4 protein-coding genes are annotated in these 3,393 nt (G+C 38.5%); 3 read left to right on the top strand and 1 reads right to left on the bottom strand.

Features of this window, described 5'->3' with window-relative positions:
* Window positions 1-150: 150 nt before the first annotated feature.
* Complete coding sequence (locus NFS35_RS28600; RefSeq protein ID WP_251210345.1) at window positions 151-1,368, bottom strand: ATP-binding protein; 1,218 nt, start codon at window positions 1,366-1,368, stop codon at window positions 151-153.
* Between the two features lie 335 nt (window positions 1,369-1,703).
* Between NFS35_RS28600 and NFS35_RS28595 the strand changes: the two genes are divergently transcribed.
* From NFS35_RS28595 to NFS35_RS28585, 3 genes are all read left to right on the top strand, one after another.
* On the top strand, window positions 1,704-2,102 hold the full coding sequence (locus NFS35_RS28595) for a hypothetical protein (protein ID WP_251210344.1): 399 nt from the start codon (window positions 1,704-1,706) through the stop codon (window positions 2,100-2,102).
* A gap of 110 nt (window positions 2,103-2,212) precedes the next feature.
* Entirely contained in the window at window positions 2,213-2,431 is a 219-nt protein-coding gene (locus NFS35_RS28590; RefSeq protein WP_251210343.1) for an SUKH-3 domain-containing protein, read from the top strand.
* Between the two features lie 399 nt (window positions 2,432-2,830).
* Window positions 2,831-3,319 (top strand): AAA family ATPase, encoded by a 489-nt coding sequence (locus NFS35_RS28585; RefSeq protein ID WP_251210342.1) that lies wholly within the window; start codon window positions 2,831-2,833, stop codon window positions 3,317-3,319.
* Window positions 3,320-3,393: the final 74 nt, after the last annotated feature.

The raw sequence follows: 3,393 nt of genomic DNA, 5'->3' as shown, positions 1-3,393 counted from the left end.
ATTAAAGTTACCCTTTTTCCCGAAAAACATATCAAAATCTTTTTCAAAAAACCCTTGACATATCACCAGAATGCTCCCTCCATGCTGCTTTCCTACAGTATATCAGAAAAATTCCCGATTTTCTACCCATTCATCTGATGTGAGAAGACTTTACGTGAGAATCAAATCCGCTTTCCGGAGCAGGAAATCAATGATATTCAAATGCACAATACCATCGTGGCTCAAATCGATTTTGTCAAGGGACATCACGAATTTTGGCGATGCGTCTGTAATCTTACGGTAAGCGCCGAATTCCCTTTTGATAGTCTCTTCACTGGCAAGCAGATAGGCAACCTGGATGAAGCACTTTTTTCCGTCCCTGACAGCGACAAAATCGATTTCCCCTTTGAAAGTCTTTCCGGCAAATACTGTATAACCTCTTGTAATCAGTTCATTATAAATGATGTTTTCCAGGAAAAAGGTATCCTCATAATTGATTGTATTTGTATTGATAGTACGAAAGCCCATATCGATGGCATAATGTTTTTCCCGGTTGCTGAGGGCAGACTTTCCTGTAATGTTATATCTGCCCACTCCATGGATGAGATAGGCTTTTTTCATGCGTTCGAGATAATTGTAAATCGTTCTTTTGGAGATTTCTTTCTGTTGTTTTTTGTAAGCTGTAATGATATTGTCAATGGAAAATTCTTTCCCGGCATTGGCAAGGATATACAAGGAGATGTCCATAAATGCCTTTTTGTCCGCATTCCGGCTCTTTCCTACAATATCCCGGTTCACGATGCTTGTATAGAGATTGGACAGATATCTGTGCACCGATGTCTCATCTTTATAATCGAACCGAAGCGGAAATCCGCCCCATTTCAGGTAGCCTGAAAACATTTCTTCGCTCCATTCCATCCGGTTGAGCTCGTAGTATTGTTTCATCTCATAGAATGAAAAGGGGAGTATCTCAAACTCCACAGTCCGTCCGGTCAAAAGCGTCGCCAACTCGCCTGATAATAGAGTGGAATTGCTCCCCGTCACGAACAGGGATACATCCAGGGTTGCCCGGAATGATGCCAGCGCCTTTTCGAAGTTTTTCACATGCTGAATCTCATCCAGGAAGATATAATGCTTTCCTACATGGGTAATCCGGCTTTTGATTTCTCTGTTTAAATCCGAAGCGTCCGCGATATATTCATAGTCCATATCTTCAAGGTTCAGATAGATGATGTTATCGCCGGGGATTCCTTTTTCTATCAGTTCATCCCTGATAGTATCGAGAAGAATGGATTTTCCGCATCTTCTTACTCCAGTGATGACCTTGATGATGTCAGAATCATAATAAGGACGGATTTGTTCAAGGTAGGTCTCTCTTTTTAATCTCATTTTGTGCACCTCTATATTTCACATGATAACATATTATTGCATTTTGTGCAAGATAATCATGCGCATTCTGTAATATTTTTTTGCTTGTTTTTTGCTTGTGCAAATTAGAATGCGCTCATGTATGTAGTTCCTCGGCTTTCGCTGCACTTGTCTGGCAGAATCTGGGCTTGGCTAAAAGACTTATTGAAGTCGTGTTAAGACCCGACCAGTCTTGCAGACAGTGAGGGAAATGTGGTATATTACTCTTACGATATGTTGAACTGCCTGAAACGAGTCTCCGGCGGCGGGGAAGACGTGTCGGCGGATTTTGATTACACTGGTTGGGAGGTTTAATAATGAATAAAGAACTATTAGAGAGATTGCTTGGAGGTCCAATTTCGACGGAGAGAAGAGTGCCAGGTACGTACCTTGTTGAGGGTCGGGAATATCGTTATGTTTCTAATAAAAGTCAGGTTAAATTCGATAATCTTTTTTACGAGTTGGTTAGAGTTCAGCCCCAAATTCCTCAGTATGGAGGAGCTGTAATTGAAGGATGTAAGATTACCTTGCCAGATGGTGACATATTTGAGGCAATTTCTTATAAGGGGGATGTCGAAGGGTGGCGACGGCAATTTGAACAGGGAGCTAAGGCTTTTAATGAAGAGGTGGCCAGAATCGATATTGATACGGATTCCATTGTGTTGGATGATATGCGGTCGTTTCGTTTAGAGGACTGTAATATCGATTTTTATTAATTGATTTGAAGATGCGGGAAACATCACAAGCACTACGGATGCTTTCTATTCCGACAGGGAAGAACACCTGGAAACGCTTGTATACAAATTTGAAATGGAAGGAGAATAGAGTGGAAATAGCGAATAATCTTTTAAGACAAGCGGGTTATTATGAGAAAAGAAAAGTCGATATTTCAAATATAGTAAAAATGTATGAAAACTATGGTTATCATTACAATAGTAACCAGGAATCATTCATGATGAAATACGCAGGGCTGGAAATTCATTATAATCATCCTATATGGAATCAGGATATGGTGGTTAGATTATTTAACACTGTTTTTATCTGAAAAGGGATATTATTTTGCAGGGTATGATGATTGCCTTATAAATTTTGGGAATAGTTTTGAAACAATGCTTAATATGCTGGCATCTGGTGAAAGGGGCAGACTCCAAATGATGAGAGAATAAAAAAGAGAAAATCAAAACATGAAAATACTGTGTCTGAATGATGTCTATCGTGAAATCCGAGAAGATTTTGCGCCAGAAGAGCAACAGGAAAATTATAATCTGTGCAAAGAAGTCTGTGATGACTTGTTAGATAAAAAAATATATCCCTTTTCGGAATTGTGTATCCATAGAAAACTGGCTTATAATTATACATTGCAGACATTAGTCGTATATTATATAATCAAGTATATAAATCAGAATTTGTAGAGCATAAAGGAAAAATTCAACGAGGACCATTTATGGGAAAAGTATATTTGATATGTGGAAAAATTTGTAGTGGTAAATCGTATTATGCAAAATCACTCAAAGAGAAGTACAATGCAGTCATTCTATCAACAGATGAGGCGACATATGATTTGATCAATAATGAGCAAGGTGAATTTTATAATATATTTGCTCAGCGTGTTAATAATTTTCTAAAAAAGAAAGCCGCAGAAATCTGTAAAGCAGGTGCCAATGCTATATTGGATTGGGGATTTTGGACAAAAGAAAACAGAATCGATATTTCAGCATATTTTAAATCATGTGATATAAGCTATGAATGGCATTATATTGATGTTGATGATGATACATGGAATCGTAATATAGAAGAGCGCAATAAAAGAATCGAAGAAGGAAATGGCGGTTCAGATTTTTATGTGGATGAGGGTTTGCTAAATAAGTTGCTTTCAATGTTTGAAAAGCCTGATAAAGATGAGATAAATGTCTGGTATGAATTGCATCGCTAACTTCCAGTTGTGCGCCCAGCAAAGGGCAATTAACCTAACAGGTGCAAATCCTGTCTGCGAAGGTCTAGCCAACC

Origin of the sequence: Acetatifactor aquisgranensis (assembly GCF_943193215.1) — a bacterium.
Taxonomy (GTDB): Bacteria; Bacillota; Clostridia; order Lachnospirales; family Lachnospiraceae; genus Acetatifactor; species Acetatifactor aquisgranensis.
The sequence above is the reverse complement of the archived record's forward strand: the minus strand, read 5'-3'. Positions and strand labels throughout refer to the sequence as shown.

What these genes read in the sequence shown, in the direction of transcription:
- NFS35_RS28585 (WP_251210342.1), top strand. Translation starts at nt 2,831, where the DNA reads ATGGGAAAAGTATATTTGATATGTGGAAAAATTTGTAGTGGTAAATCG.
- NFS35_RS28595 (WP_251210344.1), top strand. Translation starts at nt 1,704, where the DNA reads ATGAATAAAGAACTATTAGAGAGATTGCTTGGAGGTCCAATTTCGACG.
- NFS35_RS28600 (WP_251210345.1), bottom strand. Translation starts at nt 1,368, where the DNA reads ATGAGATTAAAAAGAGAGACCTACCTTGAACAAATCCGTCCTTATTAT.